Source organism: Nonomuraea monospora (genome assembly GCF_039531895.1).
Lineage (GTDB): Bacteria > Actinomycetota > Actinomycetes > Streptosporangiales > Streptosporangiaceae > Nonomuraea > Nonomuraea monospora.
On the sequence record NZ_BAAAQX010000003.1, the window covers coordinates 225,053 to 244,694 of the forward strand.

20 protein-coding genes are annotated in these 19,642 nt (G+C 70.1%); 19 read left to right on the top strand and 1 reads right to left on the bottom strand.

Features of this window, described 5'->3' with window-relative positions:
- Positions 1 to 33 precede the first annotated feature (33 nt).
- The gene (locus ABD331_RS07520) at positions 34 to 1,521 is read right to left on the bottom strand and encodes a glycosyltransferase family 2 protein (RefSeq protein ID WP_344471949.1); all 1,488 of its coding nucleotides are present in this window, start codon (positions 1,519 to 1,521) and stop codon (positions 34 to 36) included.
- Positions 1,522 to 1,688: 167 nt separating this feature from the next.
- On the opposite strand from ABD331_RS07520, the gene thrC reads away from it, so the two are divergent.
- The 19 genes from thrC (at position 1,689) to ABD331_RS07615 (ending at position 19,621) form a co-directional block, all read left to right on the top strand.
- Positions 1,689 to 2,747, top strand: coding sequence for a threonine synthase (gene thrC / locus ABD331_RS07525; RefSeq protein ID WP_344471952.1), 1,059 nt, complete (start codon positions 1,689 to 1,691; stop codon positions 2,745 to 2,747).
- 28 nt (positions 2,748 to 2,775) lie between these two features.
- Positions 2,776 to 3,681 (top strand): homoserine kinase, encoded by a 906-nt coding sequence (gene thrB, locus ABD331_RS07530; protein ID WP_148434962.1) that lies wholly within the window; start codon positions 2,776 to 2,778, stop codon positions 3,679 to 3,681.
- Positions 3,682 to 4,138: 457 nt separating this feature from the next.
- On the top strand, positions 4,139 to 6,250 hold the full coding sequence (gene rho, locus ABD331_RS07535; RefSeq protein WP_344471955.1) for a transcription termination factor Rho: 2,112 nt from the start codon (positions 4,139 to 4,141) through the stop codon (positions 6,248 to 6,250).
- 167 nt (positions 6,251 to 6,417) lie between these two features.
- Positions 6,418 to 7,680: a sensor histidine kinase gene (locus tag ABD331_RS07540; protein WP_344471957.1), complete on the top strand. Its 1,263-nt coding sequence runs from the start codon at positions 6,418 to 6,420 to the stop codon at positions 7,678 to 7,680.
- A gap of 9 nt (positions 7,681 to 7,689) precedes the next feature.
- The gene (locus ABD331_RS07545) at positions 7,690 to 8,325 is read left to right on the top strand and encodes a response regulator (RefSeq protein ID WP_344471959.1); all 636 of its coding nucleotides are present in this window, start codon (positions 7,690 to 7,692) and stop codon (positions 8,323 to 8,325) included.
- A 127-nt stretch (positions 8,326 to 8,452) separates the two neighbouring features.
- Positions 8,453 to 8,671: a 50S ribosomal protein L31 gene (rpmE, locus tag ABD331_RS07550; RefSeq protein ID WP_043616312.1), complete on the top strand. Its 219-nt coding sequence runs from the start codon at positions 8,453 to 8,455 to the stop codon at positions 8,669 to 8,671.
- A gap of 90 nt (positions 8,672 to 8,761) precedes the next feature.
- Positions 8,762 to 9,814 (top strand): peptide chain release factor 1, encoded by a 1,053-nt coding sequence (prfA, locus tag ABD331_RS07555; RefSeq protein ID WP_344471964.1) that lies wholly within the window; start codon positions 8,762 to 8,764, stop codon positions 9,812 to 9,814.
- Complete coding sequence (gene prmC / locus ABD331_RS07560; protein WP_148434966.1) at positions 9,811 to 10,665, top strand: peptide chain release factor N(5)-glutamine methyltransferase; 855 nt, start codon at positions 9,811 to 9,813, stop codon at positions 10,663 to 10,665. The genes prfA and prmC overlap by 4 nt, the downstream gene beginning before the upstream one ends.
- Positions 10,666 to 10,675: 10 nt before the next feature.
- Positions 10,676 to 11,323: an L-threonylcarbamoyladenylate synthase gene (locus ABD331_RS07565; RefSeq protein ID WP_344471967.1), complete on the top strand. Its 648-nt coding sequence runs from the start codon at positions 10,676 to 10,678 to the stop codon at positions 11,321 to 11,323.
- 88 nt (positions 11,324 to 11,411) lie between these two features.
- Positions 11,412 to 13,187, top strand: a complete 1,776-nt coding sequence (locus ABD331_RS07570; protein WP_344471969.1) for a hypothetical protein — start codon at positions 11,412 to 11,414, stop codon at positions 13,185 to 13,187.
- Entirely contained in the window at positions 13,187 to 13,555 is a 369-nt protein-coding gene (locus tag ABD331_RS07575; RefSeq protein ID WP_344471971.1) for a hypothetical protein, read from the top strand. The genes ABD331_RS07570 and ABD331_RS07575 overlap by 1 nt, the downstream gene beginning before the upstream one ends.
- 58 nt (positions 13,556 to 13,613) lie before the next feature.
- Positions 13,614 to 14,879 (top strand): serine hydroxymethyltransferase, encoded by a 1,266-nt coding sequence (locus ABD331_RS07580; RefSeq protein WP_344471973.1) that lies wholly within the window; start codon positions 13,614 to 13,616, stop codon positions 14,877 to 14,879.
- A gap of 57 nt (positions 14,880 to 14,936) precedes the next feature.
- The gene (locus ABD331_RS07585; protein ID WP_344471975.1) at positions 14,937 to 16,229 is read left to right on the top strand and encodes a glycosyltransferase family 4 protein; all 1,293 of its coding nucleotides are present in this window, start codon (positions 14,937 to 14,939) and stop codon (positions 16,227 to 16,229) included.
- Between the two features lie 130 nt (positions 16,230 to 16,359).
- A complete protein-coding gene (locus tag ABD331_RS07590; RefSeq protein WP_148434971.1) occupies positions 16,360 to 16,782 on the top strand; it encodes a Cg1360 family ATP-synthase-associated protein in 423 nt (140 codons plus the stop codon).
- Between the two features lie 64 nt (positions 16,783 to 16,846).
- Positions 16,847 to 17,062: an AtpZ/AtpI family protein gene (locus ABD331_RS07595; RefSeq protein ID WP_043616299.1), complete on the top strand. Its 216-nt coding sequence runs from the start codon at positions 16,847 to 16,849 to the stop codon at positions 17,060 to 17,062.
- A gap of 67 nt (positions 17,063 to 17,129) precedes the next feature.
- Positions 17,130 to 17,924, top strand: a complete 795-nt coding sequence (atpB, locus tag ABD331_RS07600; RefSeq protein WP_344471979.1) for a F0F1 ATP synthase subunit A — start codon at positions 17,130 to 17,132, stop codon at positions 17,922 to 17,924.
- 73 nt (positions 17,925 to 17,997) lie between these two features.
- Positions 17,998 to 18,228 carry an ATP synthase F0 subunit C gene (gene atpE / locus ABD331_RS07605; protein ID WP_043616287.1) on the top strand — a complete coding sequence of 77 codons (231 nt, stop codon included), beginning with the start codon at positions 17,998 to 18,000 and terminating at the stop codon, positions 18,226 to 18,228.
- A 32-nt stretch (positions 18,229 to 18,260) separates the two neighbouring features.
- Positions 18,261 to 18,812, top strand: a complete 552-nt coding sequence (locus ABD331_RS07610) for a F0F1 ATP synthase subunit B (protein WP_148434973.1) — start codon at positions 18,261 to 18,263, stop codon at positions 18,810 to 18,812.
- Positions 18,812 to 19,621 (top strand): F0F1 ATP synthase subunit delta, encoded by an 810-nt coding sequence (locus ABD331_RS07615; protein WP_344471983.1) that lies wholly within the window; start codon positions 18,812 to 18,814, stop codon positions 19,619 to 19,621. The genes ABD331_RS07610 and ABD331_RS07615 overlap by 1 nt, the downstream gene beginning before the upstream one ends.
- The last annotated feature ends 21 nt before the right edge of the window (positions 19,622 to 19,642 follow it).

Here is a 19,642-nt window from a genome sequence, read left to right on the forward strand (position 1 = left end):
TGGCCTGGCCTCCAGCGCGCGCCTGACCGGCCGTCAGTTCGGGCGCAGGGCGGACTTCAGGCGGCGGAGCAGCGAGTTCTCCGGAGACTCGACCGAAACCGGCACGGGTTCAGGCGCGGCGGGCGGCGCGGGGATGGTGACCGGCTCGGGCTGGGCGGGCGCGGGCCAGAACCGATCCGGCGGCTCGTGCCGTACGCCGTGCGTAGCCGAGATGACCTCGTCCACGTCCTCCCCGGCCCCCGTGAGCAGCAGCGCCCGCCCCAGGGCGGAGGTCCGTTCGAGCCGGGCCGTCCGCCCGTCAGGCAGGTCCACGACCAGCACCCCGGCCAGGTCCTTCTGCACCGACTCGACCATGCGCTCCAGCGTCGCCCGGTGCAGCGGCACGTCCACCGGCCCCCGGTAGCGGAACGGCGTCGGCGCGGGCGTCGGCGCGGCCTCGTCGATGAGCCTGATGCGTTCGTCGTTGGCGAACAGGTCGCGCATGAGCCGCAGCTCGAAGCACGGGTCCGACAGGCCGAAACGTTCGGGGGAGAGCCGTGACCACGGCCCCACCAGCGTCACGACGACGTCCTGCAGCTTGCCGTCCAGGGCGGCGGCCACGGCCTGCCGCACCACGGACTCGCTGGTGTCGGTGACGTCGAGCACCACCTCCACGTACGGCACCAGCCACCGCCGCCCCCGGTCCTTGCGCAGGTCCCTGCGCAGCGGGATGCGGTGCGCCAGGTACGGCTCCACGGCCCGCACGGCGCGCTCGCGGTCGCGGTGCTGGGAGGGCAGCCCGAGGTGGACGGCCTGGGCGCTCAGGTCGGGGACGAAGACGACGCCGTGCATGGCCAGCCGGTAGGAGAACTCGGTGTCCTCGCCGCGGATCACGGTCGGGTCGAGGCCGCCCACGGCGTGGAAGACCTCGCGGGGCAGCGCGAAGGTCGGGCCGGTGCAGACGTGGTACGGGTTGCGGCTCTTGCGCAGCCCGTCGGTCTTGGCGATCGTCGCCTCGGTCGAGCTGGCCACGGCCCCGTCGAGGTCGAACAGCTCTCCCAGGTGCCCGGCGTGGAAGACCTGGCGCGGTGTGACGGGCGGCGCGTCGACGAACTTCTTCATCCCGATCGTGACCAGGTAGTCGGTCACGTGGTGCCACCGGGCCAGCGCCTCGATGTGCTCGCGGCAGGCCACCATGTCGGAGTCGAGCCGCTGGATGATCTCGCCGTCGGCGGCCTTGGCGCCGGTGTTGACGGCGTTGGAGATGCCCCAGCCGTCCTGTACCCGTACGAGACGGGTGTTGACCGGGCGGATCTCCGGCAGCCGGATCGGCGGCCGGCTGCCGTCGTCGACGACCAGGACCTCCATGAGGTGCGCCGGGTACGTCTGCGCGGCCAGTGCCGCCAGCGTCAGGTCGAGCTTGTCCTGCCCGCCGTGCGCGGGTACCACCACGCTCACGGAAAGGGCGGGTGACCAGGCGCCGAGCTGCGGTGCCGCCAGTGGTGAGTAGTCGTTCTGCCTCAGAGCAGGACGCGCGTTCATGGTCGTGACCCCCTTCCGCGACCTTATCGGGAGATGCTGAGAATTTCCTGAATAGTGCTCCTGTCCAATGTGGATCAGGCGCGGACGTCCGACCCGTGGACGCGGCTCCGCGGCACGCGCGTACACCCCGTACACTCGGTGCCCAACACCGCAGGTAGGGAGTCATCATGAGCAGGTCGTGGCGTGGCCTCATCGAGGAGTACCGCGAGCGTCTTCCGGTCACCGCGAAGACGCCGGTCATCACGCTGCTCGAAGGCGGCACGCCGCTGGTGCCCGCCCACCGCGTCTCGGCCCTCACGGGGTGTGACGTCTACCTGAAGGTCGAGGGGGCCAACCCGACGGGCAGCTTCAAGGACCGCGGGATGACGATGGCCATCAGCAAGGCGGTCGAGGAGGGGGCCAAGGCGGTCATCTGCGCCTCCACGGGCAACACCTCGGCGTCCGCCGCCGCCTACGCCGTTCGCGCGGGGCTGACCTGCGCCGTGCTGGTGCCGCGCGGGAAGATCGCCATGGGCAAGCTGGCCCAGGCGCTCGTTCACGGGGCCACGCTGCTGCAGGTCGAGGGGTCGTTCGACGACTGTCTGGAGATGACCCGCAAGCTGTCGTCCAGCTACCCGATCGCCCTGGTCAACTCCGTGAACCCGTTCAGGCTGCAGGGGCAGAAGACGGCGGCGTTCGAGATCGTCGACGCGCTCGGCGACGCGCCGGACATCCACTGCATCCCGGTCGGCAACGCCGGCAACATCTCGGCGTACTGGATGGGCTACCAGGAGTACGCCGACGACGGCGTCTCGACGAAGCGGCCGCGCATGTTCGGCTTCCAGGCCAGCGGCGCGGCGCCGATCGTCGATGGCGCGCCGGTGGCGCATCCGCACACGATCGCCACCGCGATCCGCATCGGCAACCCCGCCTCCTGGGCGCTGGCCACCGCGGCGCGCGACGACTCGGGCGGCACCATCCAGGCGGTGACCGACCGGCAGATCGCGGCCGCGTACAAGCTGCTGGCGCAGGAAGAGGGCGTGTTCGTGGAGCTGGCGTCGGCCGCCAGCGTCGCGGGCTTGCTGCAGGCGCACGCGCAGGGCATGGTTGAGGCGGGGCAGCGCATCGTCTGCACGGTCACGGGCAACGGGCTGAAGGACCCTGACTGGGCCATTTCGGGGGCCCCGGCGCCGGTGGTCATCCCCATCGACGTGCACGCCGCCGCGGCGGCGCTCAACCTCGCCTGACGGGGAGTGACGAGGGAAAAGTGAATCAATGAGGACCGTTGACATTCGCGTGCCCGCGACGTCGGCGAACCTGGGGCCGGGTTTCGACGCGCTCGGGCTCGCGCTGAGCCTGCACGACGAGGTGCGCGCCACGCTCACGGGGGAGCGGGGCGTGCACGTCACCGTGGAGGGCGAAGGTGCGGGGGAGGTGGATTCCGGCGAGGGCCACCTGGTCGTCAAGGCCATGCGCAAGGCGTTCGAGCGCATGGGCGTGCCTCAGCCGGAAGGCATACGGCTGCACTGCCGCAACCGGATCCCGCACGCGCGGGGGCTGGGATCGTCGTCGGCGGCGGTGTGCGCGGGCATTCTCGCCGCGCGCGCTTTGGCCGACAGCGAACTCTCCGACGACGACGTCTACGCCCTGGCCACCGAGATGGAAGGGCATCCCGACAACGTCGCGCCCTGTCTCGCGGGCGGGCTGACCATCTCGTGGTCCGACCACGACGGGCTGCCGCGTATGGTGAGACTGGCTCCCGACCAGCGCGTTCGTCCAGTCGTCGTCGTTCCTTCGACCCGGCTTTCCACGGAGGCGGCGCGGGGGCTGCTGCCGAAGGACGTGCCCCACAAGGACGCCTCCTTCAACGCCGGCAGGGCCGCGTTGCTGATCGCCGCGCTGACCCGACGGCCCGAGCGAGAGCTGCTGCTCGCCGCCACAGAAGACCGGCTCCACCAGGGATACCGCGCGCCTGCGATGAGGGCGAGCGCGGATCTGGTAGAACGTCTCCGTGCAGTGGGCGTGCCCGCGGTCGTTTCGGGAGCGGGTCCCACGGTTCTTGCGTTTTCGACCTCGGATACGCAGGATTTGATCGCGCCAGAAGTGGGTAATGACTGGCACATCCAGCTAATGGACGTCGACCCGGTTGGTGCGAACGTTCAGTTCCCCGAGACACGCTGATGCCTCTTTAGACCTTCAGGGAATAGCCGTGTGCGCTGGTGATGTTAGGCTGATAGCCGCACCAGATGCCCCCTTGGTGGGTGCGTGCTTGTCAGCCACACATCGCTGCATCATGCTTCACGTCGCGAGGCGGAAGCAGCGCGGCTGTCTCCCCGGAATCCGTTGCCTCCGGTTGGCCCACACCCGGTTGGCTCGACGTGAGGTGGCGACGACGGGGATCTGCGCGTTCGAATCACATCGACATCTGGTTGGCGACAGCAATCTGGGGGGTGTCAGCCACGCGCCAAGGGCCATCGGCGGCGTGGAAGAACCCCTCCCCAAGAGTGGCGGCCGTCTGCATCGACAGCCGAAGATCGCAAAGTGCACCCCGACCCGGTCTGTCCCGCCGGATCGCAAGCACCTCCGGGACGCTCGGAAGAACAAATCCGGCGCCCGACCCCTGGGAAGGACCTTTTAGTTGAGCGACACCACCGAACTCCTCTCCGACGCATCAGGCGCTGAGCCGGCGTCCGGCGACACCCCCACCCGCGCAGCGGCCAAGCCGCGTGCGCGTCGCTCCGGCACCGGCCTGTCCGCCAAGGTGCTGCCCGAGCTGCAGAAGATGGCAGCTGAGCTGGGCATCAGCGGGACCGGGCGCATGCGGAAGAGCCAGCTCATCGCGGCCATCCAGGAGAAGCAGGGTGGCGGATCCGGAGATGGCGCACCGACGGCCGCGGCTGTGGCCGAGCCCGCCCCGGCCCCGGCGGAGGCGGCCCCCGCGGCCGAGCGGCCCACCCGTACGCGCAGGGAACGTTCCCGCACCAAGACCGTGGAGAAGCCCGCTGAGGAGACCGCTCCGCAGCCCGCCGCGCAGGCTCCCGAGCCCGTGACCGCCGCGCCCGAGCCGGTCGCCGTGACCGCGGCGGAGCCCGTCGTGGAGCAGCAGGCCCAGCCCGCGGAGGCCCCGCAGGGCGAGTCGCGCTCCGAGCGTGGCGAGAGCAGGCGCGAGCGCCGCAGCCGCGGCGAGCGCCGCGAGCGTGGCGACCGCGGCGGCGACCGCGGTGAGGGCGGTCGCGCCGAGAGCAGCCGTGACGGCGCCCGCGACGGCGCCCGTGACAGTGCTCGCGACGGCGCCCGTGACAGTGCCCGTGACGGCGCTCGTGACAGTGCTCGTGATGGGCGCGACGGCCGTGACAGCCGCGACGGTGGCCGTGACGGCCGCGATGGTCGCGACGGCGGCCGTGACGGTCGCGACGGACGTGGCGAGCGCGACCGCGTCGCCGCCGACAGCCGTGGCGACCAGCGCGGGGGCCCCCGTGACGGGGCTCGCGACACTCGCGACGGCGACGACGACGACCGCGGCGGGCGCAGCCGCAGGGGCCGCTTCAGGGAGCGCAACCGTGGCCGCGGCCGCGAGCGCTTCGAGGCCGGCGACCCCGTCATCGGCGACGACGACGTGCTCATCCCGATCGCCGGCATCCTCGACATCCTCGACAACTACGCCTTCGTCAGGACCAGCGGCTACCTGCCGGGCAGCAACGACGTCTACGTCTCGCTCGCCCAGATCCGCCGCAACGGCCTGCGCAAGGGCGACGTCATCACCGGCGCCGTCAGGCAGCCGCGCGAGGGCGAGCGCCGCGAGAAGTTCAACGCCCTGGTCCGCCTCGACACCGTCAACGGCATGGACCCGGAGCAGGCCCGCAACCGGCCCGACTTCAACAAGCTGACGCCGCTCTACCCGCAGGAGCGCCTGCGCCTCGAGACCGAGCCGAACATCCTCACCACGCGGATCATCGACCTCGTCTCGCCGATCGGCAAGGGCCAGCGCGGCCTCATCGTCTCCCCGCCCAAGGCCGGTAAGACGATGGTGCTGCAGGCCATCGCCAACGCGCTCACCCGCAACAACCCCGAGTGCCACCTCATGGTCGTGCTCGTGGACGAGCGCCCCGAAGAGGTCACCGACATGCAGCGGTCGGTCAAGGGCGAGGTCATCCACTCGACCTTCGACCGTCCCGCCGAGGACCACACCACGGTCGCCGAGCTCGCCATCGAGCGCGCCAAGCGCCTGGTGGAGCTGGGCCACGACGTGGTCGTGCTGCTCGACTCGATCACCCGGCTCGGCCGCGCCTACAACCTGGCCGCGCCGGCGTCCGGGCGCATCCTGTCCGGTGGTGTCGACTCCACGGCGCTCTACCCGCCCAAGCGCTTCTTCGGCGCCGCCCGCAACATCGAGAACGGCGGCTCGCTGACGATCCTCGCCACGGCCCTGGTCGAGACCGGGTCCAAGATGGACGAGGTCATCTTCGAGGAGTTCAAGGGCACCGGCAACATGGAGCTCAAGCTCAACCGCTCCCTGGCCGACAAGCGCATCTTCCCCGCGGTGGACGTCGACGCGTCCAGCACCCGTAAGGAAGAGATCCTCATGGCCAAGGAGGAGCTGCAGATCGTCTGGAAGCTGCGGCGAGTGCTGCACGCGCTCGACATGCAGCAGGCGCTGGAGCTGCTTCTGGAGAAGATGAAGGAGACGAAGTCCAACGCGGAGTTCCTCCTTCAGGTTCAGAAGACCACGGTGAGCAACGACCGCGACTAGCGGCAGGCTCTCCCGAAAGGGGCGGCGGGTTCTTCCCGCCGCCCCTTTCGCGTGCTGTGGTGCGTGGCCGGAGTCGCCTGCCTCACCCCGGGGGTGGAGCTAGCCCCACCCCTTGACTGCTGCTCGCCGTATTCCCGGCGACCCCGCCCCCGGGGGACGCTGTCGGCATGCGAACGGTGGCGTTGAAAGACCGCGTGCCGTGGGGGCCGTTGGGGCCGATCGGCTTGCTGGTGGATCCGATGACGTGGCGCGCGGCGCCGTACCTGCTGGTCAGCGGGGCGTTCGGGCTGATGTGGTACTTCGTGCTGGCCATCACGATCTCCGTGTCGCTCGCCCTGGCGGTGGTCTGGGTCGGGGTGCCGCTGGTCATCGCCACCATGCTGCTGTGGCGCGGCGGGGCCAGGCTGGAGCGGCGGGTGCTGCGGCTGGCGTTCGGGCTCGACATCGCAGACCCGTACCGGCCGCGCCCGAGGCGGGGGCTGGGCGCGCACGTGCGGTGGCTGATGAAGGACCCGGCGACCTGGCGCGACCTGGGCTACCTGCTCATGCTGCTGCCGCTCGGCTTCGTCGAGGGCGTGCTGTCGTTCATGTCGTGGATGGTCGCGGGCGGGCTGCTGCTGGCCCCCATGCTGTACGGGCTGCAGGAGGCGAGCGGCGGCTCCGGGTACTTCGTGGAGGGCTGGACGGAGGCCTGGTTCGCGGGCGTCTGCGGCGTGCCGGCGCTGATCGGGTGCCTCTACCTGGTCCGGGGGATGGCCTGGCTGCACGGGACGCTGGCCACCGTCCTGCTCGGCGGGGGCGAGGAGGAGCGGCTGCGGGCCAGCAGGGCACGCGGGGTGGACGCGGCCGAGGCGGAGCGGCGCAGGATCGAGCGCGATCTGCACGACGGCGCGCAGCAGCGGCTGCTGTCGGTGGCGGTCGACCTGGGGCGGGCGCAGGCGAAGTTCGACAGCGACCCCGAGACGGTCAGGGAGCTCATCGCGCAGGCCCACGCCGGCACCAAGGCGGCCATCGCCGAGCTGCGGAACCTGGCCAGGGGCATCCACCCGGCCATCCTGAGCGACCGGGGGCTGGACGCGGCGCTGTCGGGGCTGGCGGCGCGGGCGCCGATCAGGGTGGACGTGTCGGTCGAGCTGGCGGACCGGCCGCCGGCCGCGGTGGAGAGCATCGCATACTTCACCGTGGCCGAGTCGCTGGCCAACATGGCCAAGCACTCGGGAGCGACGGAGGCGTCGGTGACCGTGTTCAGGGACCGGCGCGGCGTGGTCGTGGACGTGTGGGACAACGGCATCGGCGGCGCGGCCGTCGTACCGGAAGGCGGGCTGTCGGGGCTGGCCGACCGGGCGGCCACCATCGACGGCGTGCTGGTCGTGCACAGCCCCATGGGCGGCCCCACGTTCATCCGTGCGGAGCTGCCGTGCGAGTGGTAGTCACGAGTCATGCGTGTCGTCATCGCGGAGGACTCCGTACTGCTGCGTGAGGGGCTGGCGCGGCTGCTGGCCGACGGCGGCGTCGAGACCGTGGCGGCCGTCTCCGACGGGGCCGCCCTGGAGGCGGCGGTGCTGGAGCACGAGCCCGACCTGGCCATCGTCGACGTGCGAATGCCGCCCACGCACACCGACGAGGGCCTGCGCGCCGCCCTGCGGGTGCGCGCGGTCAGGCCCGGCTTCCCGATCCTGGTGCTGTCGCAGTACGTCGAGGAGCGCTACGCGGGCGACCTCATCGGCAGGGCAGTCGGCTACCTGCTGAAGGAGCGGGTGGCGGACGTGACGGAGTTCCTCGCCGCGGTGCGGCAGGTGGCGGCGGGCGGCACGGTCATCGACCCGGAGGTGGTCGTGCAGTTGCTCAGCCGCCAGCGCCGCGGCGCCCCGCTCGACTCGCTGTCGCCGCGCGAGCGCGAGGTGCTGGCCCTGATGGCGGAGGGCCGCTCCAACACTGCCATCGCGGCCCGCCTGGTCGTCACGGAGGGCGCCGTGGAGAAGCACATCTCCGGCATCTTCGCCAAGCTGGCGCTGGGCCCGGCGCCTGAGGACCACCGGCGGGTGCTGGCCGTCCTGACGTACCTCGGGCGCTGATCGACGGGAATGACCGATGGCCTGGGATGGTTACACGATCTGGCACACTGGTAGCTGACCATTTTCGCGGTTCCGGTTCACGCCATGCGTGAAGGCGACCCGGCGGCCGCGCCCCGAAAGGACAGCGATGAAGCGCGACATCCACCCTGACTACCACGTGACGCAGGTCTCCTGCTCCTGCGGTAACACGTTCACCACCCGTAGCACCGCCAAGAACGGCGTCATCCACGCCGACGTGTGCTCGGCCTGCCACCCGTTCTACACGGGCAAGCAGAAGATCCTCGACACCGGCGGCCGGGTGGCCCGCTTCGAGAAGCGCTTCGGCAAGAAGGCCACGGGCAAGTAGCTCCACCCACGCCGGCTCGGACGCACCCTGTGCGGCCGGGTCGGCGTTGTTGGTGAAACGGCCACACTTCACGAAAACAAGGGACCCACGGTGAATCTCGACGAGTTGCTCAAGGAGTATTCCGAGCTGGAGCTGCAGCTCGCCGACCCCGCCGTGCACGCAGACCAGAACAAGGCCCGCACGCTCGGTCGTCGTTACTCGCAGCTCACCCCGATCGTCGGCACCTACCGCGAGCTCGACTCGGTCCGCCAGGACCTGACGGCCGCCAAGGAGCTGGCAGGCGAGGACGAGGCGTTCGCCGCCGAGGCCGCCGAGCTGGAGGAGCGCGTCCCGCAGCTCGAGGAGAAGCTCAGGCACCTGCTCATCCCGCGCGATCCCAACGATGACAAGGACATCATCATGGAGATCAAAGCGGGCGAGGGCGGCGAGGAGTCCGCGCTGTTCGCGGGCGACCTGCTGCGGATGTACCTGCGCTACGCCGAGCGGCTCGGCTGGAAGACCGAGATCATCGACAGCCAGCCCTCCGACCTGGGCGGATACAAGGACGTCACGGTCGGCATCCGGGCCAAGGGCGACGAGGGCGTCTGGTCGAGGCTCAAGTACGAGGGCGGCGTGCACCGCGTGCAGCGGGTGCCCGTCACCGAGTCGCAGGGCCGCATCCACACCAGCGCCGCCGGCGTGCTGATCTACCCGGAGGCGGAGGAGGTCGACGTCCAGATCGACCCCAACGACCTGCGCATCGACGTCTACCGCTCCAGCGGCCCCGGCGGCCAGAGCGTCAACACCACCGACTCCGCGGTCCGCATCACCCACCTGCCCACCGGCGTCGTCGTCTCGTGCCAGAACGAGAAGAGCCAGCTCCAGAACAAGGAGTCGGCGCTGCGCATCCTCCGGGCCAGGCTGCTGGCCATCGCCCAGGAGGAGGCCGAGGCCGCCGCGCAGGCCGAGCGCAAGTCGCAGGTGCGCACCGTCGACCGCTCCGAGCGCGTCCGCACCTACAACTTCCCGGAAAACCGGATCTCCGACCACCGCGTCGGCTTCAAGGCGTATAACCTCGACCAGGTTCTCGACGGCGAGCTGACCGCCGTCACCCAAGCCCTCATCGACGCCGAGACGGCGGAGAAGCTCGCACAACACTCATGACATTTCTGCTGGACGAGATCGCGCTCGCCACCGCCCGGCTCGCCGAGGCAGGCGTTCCTTCGCCGCGCACCGACGCGGAGGAGATCGCGGCGTTCGTCCACGGCGTGCGCAGGAGCGAGCTCCACACGGTCAAGGACTCCGAGTTCGACGCGTTGTTCTGGGAGGGCGTCGCCCGGCGCGAGGCCCGCGAGCCGCTGCAGCACATCACCGGGCACGCCTACTTCCGCTACCTGGAGCTGGCCGTCGGGCCAGGCGTGTTCGTGCCGCGGCCCGAGACCGAGGTGGTGGCCGGCTGGGCCATCGAGACCCTGCGCGAGATGGACGTCAACGCGCCCCTCGTCGTCGACCTCGGCACCGGCTCCGGCGCGATCGCGCTGTCCATCGCCCAGGAGGTGGCGCTGGCCGAGGTGCACGCCGTGGAGGTCGACCCCGCCGCGTACACGTGGGCCAAGCGCAACATCTCCGAGCACGGCCAGGGCCGCACCCACCTGCACCCGGAAGACCTCGCCGAAGCGCTGCCCGAGCTCAACGGCAAGGTCGACCTGGTCATCTCCAACCCGCCGTACATCCCGCCCGGCGCGATCCCGCGCGACCCAGAGGTGCGCGACTACGACCCCTCCAGGGCGTTGTACGGCTCGGGCGACGACGGGCTCGGCGAGGTGCGCGCGGTGGAACGCACCGCCCGCCGCCTGCTGCGCCCCGGCGGCTGGGTGGCCGTCGAACACGCCGACGAGCAGGGCAGGGCCGTGTACCTGACCTTCCCCGAGGACAACGGCTGGCGCGACGTACGCCTGCGCCAGGACCTGACCAGAAGAGACCGCTTCGTCACGGCCCGGCTGGGCCAGGACTAGGATGCACGCCGTGGGACGACGTTTTGACTGCTCCGACCCCGACCAGCGGGCCATCGCGCTGATGGAGGCCGCCGCGGCGGTGCGCCGCGGGGACCTCGTGGTGCTGCCGACCGACACGGTGTACGGCATCGGCGCCGACGCCTTCACCCCGGCGGCCGTCCAGTCGCTGCTCGACGCCAAGGGCCGTGGCCGCGACATGCCGCCGCCCGTGCTCGTGGGCACCGTCAGAGCCGCCACAGCGCTCGTGGACGACCTGGGGCCGTACGGGCAGGACTTGATAGACGCCTTCTGGCCCGGGCCGCTCACGCTCGTCTGCAAGGCCAACAGGGCCCTTTCCTGGGACCTGGGCGACACCAAGGGCACGGTGGCCGTCCGCATGCCGCTGCACCCGGTCGCCCTCGACCTGCTCAAGGAGACCGGCCCGATGGCCGTCTCCAGCGCCAACCGCTCGGGCGCGCCCGCCGCGACCACCGCCGAGGAGGCCGAGGAACAGCTCGGCGACTCCGTCGAGGTCTACCTCGACGGCGGCAAGACCACCGACCACACGCCCTCCACCATCCTCGACCTCACCACCGCCGTGCCCCGCATGCTGCGGCGCGGGGCCATCCCGGTGGAGAAGCTGCGCGGCATCATCGGGTACGTCGCCACCGACGACTGACGTATACCGGCTGCTTATTCCGGCTGCCATCGCCTCCGGGCCGTGATTACGGTGAGGCCCGGAGCGGTGCGACGTCCGGGAGTGGCCGATGGGCAAGTACGACGGCATGGATCCCCAGTTGGTCCGTGACCTGCTGACCGAGGTGAAACACGCGGCCGAGCAGATGCGCGGGGTGGAGGATCGGGTCCGGGCCACCATGGCGCGCATCGGGGTGCCCGTCGTGGCCAGCCATCGGCCCGTGCAGGTGGCGGATGCCGTGGGGGAGATGGTCAGGGACGTCGATGGGCGGCTGGCCGTGCTGGAGAAGCGGGTCGAGGGGGATGGGCCCAAGGACGTGCGGGGGGATGGGGATCGGTACGGGACCCCACGTACCGGTGAGAGTGACGGTGACGGGGACCAGAAGACCGGATCCGAGGGGAAGACAGGCTCCGAAGGAAAGACGGGCTCCGACGGAGTGACGGGCTCAGACGGGAAGACTGGCTCGGAGGGGAAGACGGACTCCGAGGGAAAGACCGGCTCTGACGGGAAGACCGGCTCCGAGGGAAAGACCGGGGCCGATGGGAAGACCGGGACCGACTCCGACGGGAAGACCTGCGACGACGCGGCGGGCAAGGGGACGGGATCCGAGGGGACGACCGGGGATCGGCCCGCGGAGTCGCCCAAGGACGACGATCTGGGCAGCAGGCGCGATCAGGGGACCGAGACGGATCGCGGCGTGACGGAACCGCCGGCCAAGGACACCGACGCCCCTGCCAAGGACACGGACACGCCCGCCAAGGACACCGACACCCCCGCGGCGAACGGCCAGAGCGCCGCACAGCCGCGCGTCGTGGTGGTGGACGGCGTCAAGGTCCTGCAAGTGCCGCTCGACGCGCCCCAGGCGGCCGTGATCGAGGACATGCTCAAGAACCCGGACCAGGTCCAACCCGCCGACATGCCGAAGCTCCCCGCCGACGGCGGCGACGTGGTCTCCTCCGAGGCGAACCCGCCCGACCTGGACGCCCTCCAGACGGTCATCGAGGACCACCGGCAGATCGCGCCGCAGGACATGCCGGGGGTGCAGGTGCCGGAGGGCGAGTACGGCAAGGGCGAATGGGCCGAGCGGGACATCCGCCCGGACGGGCCCGCCGGGTCGATCGACGCGGGCGGCGCGAGCACGGGCGCGCCGCTGACGCCTCCTGGGACGGACACGACGAGCGTGGCCGGGGGCGGCGTGGCGGAGGTCAGCACCACACCCGGTGATGACGCTTGCGGCTCGGGCCAGGACACCACCCCCGACCAGCCGAAAGACGACGCGCCAACGGGCGACCAGCCCGCCGGCGACGGACGTACGGACGACCAGCCCGCCGACGACCAGCCTGCCGGTGACGGGCGTACGGACGATCAGCCTGCGGGGGACCAGCCCGCAGGAGACCCGCCTGAGCAGGGCGCAGGCCGCCCAGGCGAGCCGGTCGCCATCCCACCCACCAACCCCGCCGACACCCCAGGCACAGCCCCCGAGACGGGCCAGGGCGGCGGCGCGCAGACCCCCGCGCCGGGCGGCAACGCGGCGGGTACGGGCTACGGGGCGGCGCCCGAACAGCAGGGGAACGGCGGCGCGGACCCCGCGTACAACATCATGATCGCCTACGACGTGGACCAGGTCCAGGACGACGGCGACGTGGTCACCTCCGACACCACCCCACCCACCCTGGACGCCCTGAGAACCGTGATCGACCACCACCGCGACATCCAGCCCCAGGACATGCCCTCCGTCCAGATCCCCGCAGGCGAGTACGGCAAGGGCGAGTGGGCCCCCGAGGACGTGGGCCCGGACGGCCCGCTCGGGGCGATCGACCCGGGCCGCCCGGAGAGGAGCCAGTGATGTACGCCGACCCGCCGGCCCCCCGCCCCAAGGGCGCGAACGAGTCCCCGCCCGCCTCGCCCGGCGGCTCCGACGGCCTGCAGCACCCGTGGAAGTGGAACCCCGACTACCAGAAGCTGATCGACGCCTGGGAGGAGCTGCTGCCGCGCCTGGACGCGCTCACGACCACGCTGGACAAGGCGTACTCGCTGTCGAGGAGCCCGCAGACGTGGGACGCCGCGGTGGGGGAGCGTTACGTGGAGGACATCCGCGAGTGGCGGCGCAGGCTGGCGCTGTACCGGCTCTCCGTGCTGACGGCGCTCAGCGACAAGGCGGAGCGGATGCCGCGGTGGGTGCGGACGACGGACGTTCCGCAGCCGTTCTGGTGAAATTTCGGTTCTACCCGGACATATGGGCAAATCGGACATCGGGCCGTATGGTGGAACGATGGGTGCGGAGCCCTACTACGGTCCTGACTTCGGGATGCTGGAGAGCCGGGATCCCGAGATCGCGCGGATCCTGATCGACGAGCTCGACCGGGTCCGCGGCGGCATCCAGCTCATCGCGAGCGAGAACTTCACCTCGCCTGCCGTCCTGGCCGCGCTCGGCTCCACGCTCACCAACAAGTACGCCGAGGGCTACCCGGGCAAGCGTTACTACGGCGGCTGCGAGGTCGTGGACCGGGCGGAGCGGCTGGCGGTGGAGCGGGCGTGCGGCCTGTTCGGGGCGGAGCACGCCAACGTCCAGCCCCATTCGGGCGCCTCGGCGAACCTGGCCGCCTACGCCGCGCTGCTGCAGCCCGGCGACACCATGCTGGCGATGGCGCTGCCGCACGGCGGCCATCTCACGCACGGCTCCAAGGTGAACTTCTCGGGAAGATGGTTCGACGTCGTCTCGTACGGAGTGCGTCGCGACACCGAACTCATCGACTACGACGAGGTGCGCGACCTGGCGCTGCGGCACCAGCCGAAGCTCATCGTGTGCGGCGCGACGGCGTACCCGAGGCTGATCGACTACACGGCGTTCCGCGGCATCGCGGACGAGGTGGGGGCGTGGCTGCTGGCGGACGCGGCGCATCCGATCGGGCTGATGGCGGGCGGGGCGATCCCGTCGGCGGTGCCGTACGCGGACGTGGTGACGTTCACGACGCACAAGGCGCTGCGCGGCCCACGCGGCGGCGCGATCCTGTGCACGCGGGAGCTGGCCGGGAAGATCGACCGGGCGGTGTTCCCGTTCGTGCAGGGCGGGCCGCTGATGCACGTGGTGGCGGCCAAGGCGGTGGCGTTCGGCGAAGCCGCGCGTCCCGACTTCGCCGACTACGCCAGGCGGGTGATCGCGAACGCTCAGGCGCTGGCCGAGGCGCTGGCGGTGGAGGGGATGCGGGCCGTCTCGGGCGGGACGGACACGCATCTGGCGCTGATCGACCTGCGCGGGGCGGGCGTGACGGGCGCGGAGGCGGAGCGCAGGTGCGCGGCGGCGGGGATCACGCTGAACCGCAACGCCGTCCCCTACGATCCGGAGCCGCCGGCGATCACCTCGGGCATCCGCGTGGGCACGCCGTGCGTGACCACTCAGGGGATGGGGCCCCAGGAAGTCAAGGAGATCGGCGTGCTGGTGACCCGGGCGGTGCGGCATCCTGGCAGCGCTGCGGAGATCAGGGAAAGAGTTGCGGCGCTTCTGGCCATCCATCGTCCATATCTCAGCGAATATTAAGCGGTTCTGTGTCGATTTCCGGTCACAGCTGGCCGGAGCATCCGGGAAACTAGGTTCGTGCGCGAATACCTGTTCATGGCGCTCATCTCGGCGGCGGTCACGTATCTGCTGGTGCCGCTGGTGCGCCGCTTCGCCATCCGCATCGGCGCCATGCCCGAGGTTCGCGAGCGCGACGTGCACACCACGCCGACGCCCAGGCTGGGCGGCCTGGCGATGTACGGCGGCCTGGTCGTCGGGTTGCTGACGGCCAGCCAGCTCACCCACACCGGCGAGGCGCTGGCCAGGTACGACGCCGACGTCGTCACCGCGCTGATCGTGGCGGGCGGGCTCATCACGGTGACCGGGTTCCTCGACGACTGGTGGGGCATGGACGCCTTCATCAAGCTCGGCGGGCAGATCGCGGCGGCGGGTGTGCTGGTCTTCTTCAACATGCGGCTGCTCTACATCCCGCTGCCGAAGGACTGGGGCGGCTCCACCAGCCTCGACTACACGCTCAGCACGATCATCACGATCCTGGTCGTGGTCGTGACCATCAACGCGGTCAACTTCGTCGACGGGCTCGACGGGCTCGCGGCGGGCATCGTCTGCATCGCCGCCATGGCCACCTGGGCGTACTCCATCTTCCTGGCGCAGAGCATGAGCGCCGGCAACATCACCACGACGGCCGCCATCGCGGCCGTGCTCATCGGCACCTGCCTGGGCTTCCTGCCGCACAACTTCCACCCGGCCAAGATCTTCATGGGTGACACGGGGGCGATGCTGATCGGCCTGGTGCTCGCCTCCTCGATCGTGACGGTGACGCCGCTCGACCCGGCCGCCATCGAGAGCGTGAACAAGGTCGGTGTGCTGCTGCCGCTGATGCTGCCCGCCGCGGTGCTGGTCCTGCCGCTCATCGACCTGATCACCGCGGTGGTCCGCCGCACCTCGCAGGGCCTGTCGCCGTTCGCGCCCGACCGTGGCCATCTGCACCACCGGCTGCTCGACTTCGGGCACTCGATGCGACAGTCCGTGCTGATCATGTACGCGTGGGCGTTCCTGTTCGCCTTCGGCGTGGTGCTGCTGGCGCGCGTGGGTGTGCCGGTGCTGTGGTTCGTGGTGTTCATCATCCTGGCGCTGGGCGTGCTGGTGCTCATGGCAGCCCCGCGCTGGCGCGGCAGAGGCGGTGCGCACTCCGCGCCGCGGGGCAAGCACCCCGAGGACGATGACGGCCCGCCCACCGGCCCGATGCCGCCGATCCTGCCGGACACGCAGGTCAGAAGACCGCAGATGCCTCCGTCGGACGGCTCGTCGCGAGAACGCGCGACCGCGGAGGGAAATCCGGTCATTCCAGTCTTTCCGAGCCGTTCTTGATCGCGAACTAGAAACGGCAGGTAAAAGCGGTCTTCCGTGAGCTTGTGATATCTTTCACGAGCAGGGACTCCAGACTGACCGGTTCTGGAGGTAGCAAACGCTCGCTTGATAACTTGCTGATGGAGCACCGATGCAGGCCAATGACGTGCGCGTACTCAAGAGCGCCGCGATTCCGACCGCACTGGTTGGGGTGGTCGCCGTCGTCGTGGCGCTGCTTCTGGCAGGAGGCAAGGGAGCACTCGGTGCGGCCCTCGGAACCTTGCTGGTCGGGGTTTTCTTCAGCATCAGCGTGGTAGCGGTGTCCTATGCCGCCCGCGTCTCCCCGCAACTGATGGCGATCGCGGCGATGGGCAGCTACCTCGTCAAGGTCGTCGTCATCATGATCGTGCTCTCGTCCTTCAGCGACACCACGCTGTGGAACACCCGGGCGTTCGCCTGGGCCGTGGTGGTGTGCACGCTGGTCTGGACGGGTTTTGAAGTGCGCGCCTTCGTCAAGACCAAGATGCTCTACGTCGACCCCGACGCCAAGGTCCCCGGAAAGGGCGACTCATGAGCCGGGCACTTGACGGGGCCCGATATGACTAGTCCTCCACTCGCCTGCTATCGTCGGGGCCGCGATGAGCGCACAGGAACGCCGACCGGAAGAAGACGGTCGCGACTTCGCCGACGCCATGTGGTCGATCCCCAGCTATCTGCTCGCAGGGATGGCCGTCTATGGCGGAATCGGGTGGTTGCTGGACCGGTGGCTGGACATGTCCGCGTTCTTCCCCATAGGCATCGTCCTTGGGCTGGTGCTCGCTGGCTACCTGGCCTACCGGAAGTTCTCTCGCTGACTCGCGGAGACTCCGCCAAGGGAAACCCTTGTGATCCACACTACGACGTTGATGAAGGGAACGCCGCGTGAGTGCGCTGACGGCCCCAGCTCCCGCCCCACAGTTCCAGGCGCCGACGCCTGAAGAACTGTTCAACCTGCCACCGATCATCCCCGGGGTCGAATGGTTCACCAAGCCGGTTCTGCTGGCACTGCTGGCCGCGGTCCTGGTGATCGGTGTCACCTGGGCGGCGTTCGGCAATCCGAAGGTCGTGCCGCGGGGTGTCCAGAACGTGGTCGAGTACGGCTACATGTTCGTCCGCGACCAGGTCGCCCGCCCCTTCCTGGGCAAGGACGCCGACCGGTGGATGGGCCTGCTCGTCTCGCTGTTCTTCCTGGTGCTGGTCTGGAACCTGATGGGCGTCGTGCCCCTCCTGCAGTTCCCGGTGGCCTCGCACATCGCCTTCCCGGCGGTGCTGGCCATCTCGATCTACGTGCTCAAGGTCTACCTCGGCATCAAGCACCAGGGCGGGGTCGGCTACTTCAAGAACATGATGTTCCCCCCCGGGCTGCCGAAGGGGATCTACGTTCTGCTGGCGCCGATCGAGTTCCTCTCCAACATGATCATCGCCCCGTTCACGCACGCCGTCCGACTGTTCGCGAACATGTTCGCCGGGCACATGCTGCTGGCCTTCTTCAGCATGGTGGGCTTCTGGTTCCTGTTCGAGCAGTTGACCCCGCTGGGGGCCCCCGTCGGCATCATCGGCGTGGTGATGACCATCATCTTCACCGCGTTCGAGATGTTCATCCAGTTCCTGCAGGCGTTCCTGTTCGCGATGCTGGCATCGATGTACATCGGTGGCGCGCTGCACCCGGATCACTGAGAACCACCTACCGGAATATCCATGACCGGTGGACAACCCGCTTCACCGGCCGTCCAGTAAAGGAATAACAGCAATGAGCGTTCTCGCTGAGGTCTCCGGCAACGTCACCGCCATCGGTTACGGTCTCGCCGCCATCGGCCCCGGCATCGGCGTCGGCATCATCTTCGGTCAGGGCGTGCAGGCCATCGCGCGTCAGCCCGAGGCTTACGGCCTGATCCGCCAGAACATGCTCCTCGGCTTCGTGCTCACCGAGGCCCTCGCCCTGCTCGGTCTGGTCGCGCCCTTCATCTTCGCGGGCATCTAAGACCAGAAGAATTCTGACGAAAGGCTGCGTCCATGATTAAGGCAGCTACGCTCCTCGCGGCGGAGGAGGGTGCTAACCCGCTCATTCCGCACACCTATGAGCTTGTCGTCGGTATCTTCTCGTTCGCCGTCGTCGTGTTCGTCGTCGGCCGGATGCTCGTACCGCGCATCCAGAAGACGCTGGCCGAGCGGACCGACGCGATCGAGGGCGGCATCAAGAGGGCGGAGGAGGCGCAGGCGGAGGCTCAGGCCCTGCAGAAGCGCTACTCCGAGCAGCTCGAAGAGGCCCGTCGCGACGCCGCGAGGCTGCGCGAGGAGGCCCGTGAGCAGGCCGCGCAGATCAAGGCAGAGCTTCGTGAGGAGGCGCAGGCCGAGGCCCGCCGCCTCGTCGAGGCCGCGCACGCGCAGATCGAGGCCGACCGTCAGGCGGCTTTCGCCCAGCTCCGTACGGAGATCGGTCGCCTGTCGACCGATCTGGCCGGCCGCATCGTCGGTGAGTCCCTGGAGGACGAGGTCCGCCAGAGCCGCATCGTCGACAGGTTCCTCGACGAGCTGGAGAGCTCCAACGCGCAGGCGGTGCGCTGATGCGCGGTTTGAGCAGGACCTCGCTGGCCGGAGTCGAAGAGCGCTTCAACGCGGTCGCCGGTAGTGCCGACCTCGGTGCGCTCTCCGACGAGCTGTTCGCGGTCGCGGATCTGCTCGACCGCGAGCACGGTCTGCGCCGGGCCCTGTCCGACCCGGCCAGGGCCGCCGAGCAGAAGGCGGGCGTCGTGCGCTCGCTGCTCGACGGGAAGGTCGGCGCCGCGACCCTGGCCACCGTCGAGGCGGCGGTCTCGGCCAAGTGGTCGCGCGCCGGCGACCTGGCCGACGTGCTCGAACGGCTCGGTGTCGTCGCCGCGGCGGCGGAGGCGGAGAGCCAGAGCCGGCTCGACGAGGTGGAGGACGAGCTCTTCCGCTTCGGCCGCATCGTCGCCGCCAACCCCGACCTGCGCCGGGCGCTCGCTGACGCGGCCGCTCCCGAGGAGGGCAAGCGCACGCTGCTGCGCAGCCTCATCGAGGGCAAGGTCGCCCCGTCCACCCTGCGCCTGGTCACGCAGCTGGTGGTGCACCCGCGCGGGCGTAGTTTGGAAAGAGGCCTGGAAGAGGTCGGTCAGCTCGTGGCGCAGCAGCGCCAGCGCCTCGTGGCGGTGGTCCGCAGCGCGGTCGAGCTGACCGAGGCGCAGAGGGAGCGCCTCGGGGCGTGGCTGCGCACCTCCTACGGCCGTGACGTGCACCTGAATGTCGAGGTGGACAAGCGAGTGCTCGGTGGGTTCTCGGTCCGCATCGGCGACGAGATCATCGACACCACAATCGTGGGACGAATCGAAGAAGTCCGCCGCCGGTTGGCCGGCTAGGCGAAGAGGGAGACAGAGTAG

What these genes read in the sequence shown, in the direction of transcription:
- ABD331_RS07570 (WP_344471969.1), top strand. Translation starts at nt 11,412, where the DNA reads ATGGGCAAGTACGACGGCATGGATCCCCAGTTGGTCCGTGACCTGCTG.
- ABD331_RS07610 (WP_148434973.1), top strand. Translation starts at nt 18,261, where the DNA reads ATGATTAAGGCAGCTACGCTCCTCGCGGCGGAGGAGGGTGCTAACCCG.
- thrB (WP_148434962.1), top strand. Translation starts at nt 2,776, where the DNA reads ATGAGGACCGTTGACATTCGCGTGCCCGCGACGTCGGCGAACCTGGGG.
- ABD331_RS07595 (WP_043616299.1), top strand. Translation starts at nt 16,847, where the DNA reads ATGAGCGCACAGGAACGCCGACCGGAAGAAGACGGTCGCGACTTCGCC.
- ABD331_RS07575 (WP_344471971.1), top strand. Translation starts at nt 13,187, where the DNA reads ATGTACGCCGACCCGCCGGCCCCCCGCCCCAAGGGCGCGAACGAGTCC.
- ABD331_RS07545 (WP_344471959.1), top strand. Translation starts at nt 7,690, where the DNA reads ATGCGTGTCGTCATCGCGGAGGACTCCGTACTGCTGCGTGAGGGGCTG.
- ABD331_RS07590 (WP_148434971.1), top strand. Translation starts at nt 16,360, where the DNA reads ATGCAGGCCAATGACGTGCGCGTACTCAAGAGCGCCGCGATTCCGACC.
- ABD331_RS07615 (WP_344471983.1), top strand. Translation starts at nt 18,812, where the DNA reads ATGCGCGGTTTGAGCAGGACCTCGCTGGCCGGAGTCGAAGAGCGCTTC.
- ABD331_RS07580 (WP_344471973.1), top strand. Translation starts at nt 13,614, where the DNA reads ATGGGTGCGGAGCCCTACTACGGTCCTGACTTCGGGATGCTGGAGAGC.
- ABD331_RS07540 (WP_344471957.1), top strand. Translation starts at nt 6,418, where the DNA reads ATGCGAACGGTGGCGTTGAAAGACCGCGTGCCGTGGGGGCCGTTGGGG.
- atpE (WP_043616287.1), top strand. Translation starts at nt 17,998, where the DNA reads ATGAGCGTTCTCGCTGAGGTCTCCGGCAACGTCACCGCCATCGGTTAC.
- ABD331_RS07520 (WP_344471949.1), bottom strand. Translation starts at nt 1,521, where the DNA reads ATGAACGCGCGTCCTGCTCTGAGGCAGAACGACTACTCACCACTGGCG.
- thrC (WP_344471952.1), top strand. Translation starts at nt 1,689, where the DNA reads ATGAGCAGGTCGTGGCGTGGCCTCATCGAGGAGTACCGCGAGCGTCTT.
- rpmE (WP_043616312.1), top strand. Translation starts at nt 8,453, where the DNA reads ATGAAGCGCGACATCCACCCTGACTACCACGTGACGCAGGTCTCCTGC.
- prmC (WP_148434966.1), top strand. Translation starts at nt 9,811, where the DNA reads ATGACATTTCTGCTGGACGAGATCGCGCTCGCCACCGCCCGGCTCGCC.